The following is a 212-nucleotide window of genomic DNA, read 5'->3' on the forward strand; positions in this document are numbered from 1 at the left end:
GTGATCGGGCCACTTGGGACGCGGTCGGCGCCCTGGGTGTCGTTGCCCAGCACATTGCCGGTCAGCGTGGTGTGCTGTTCGGTGGCGGTTTCGACGTTGCTGTCACCTACGGCGGTCGGCAGGTCGTCGATGATATTCACATCGATGTTGCCGCTGGCTGTGCTGCCATCGGTATCGGTCGCCGTGACCGTGAAGCTTTCGCCCAGGCTGTT

The 212-nt window shown here is 63.2% G+C and carries 1 protein-coding gene; it reads right to left on the minus strand.

Going from position 1 to position 212, the window contains the following annotated elements:
- Window positions 1-212 (minus strand): hypothetical protein (locus tag AC1MHZ_RS23575; RefSeq protein ID WP_482967033.1); only part of this gene is annotated, 212 nt, incomplete at both ends.

It is taken from the genome of Pseudomonas sp. FA-1, assembly GCF_056856075.1.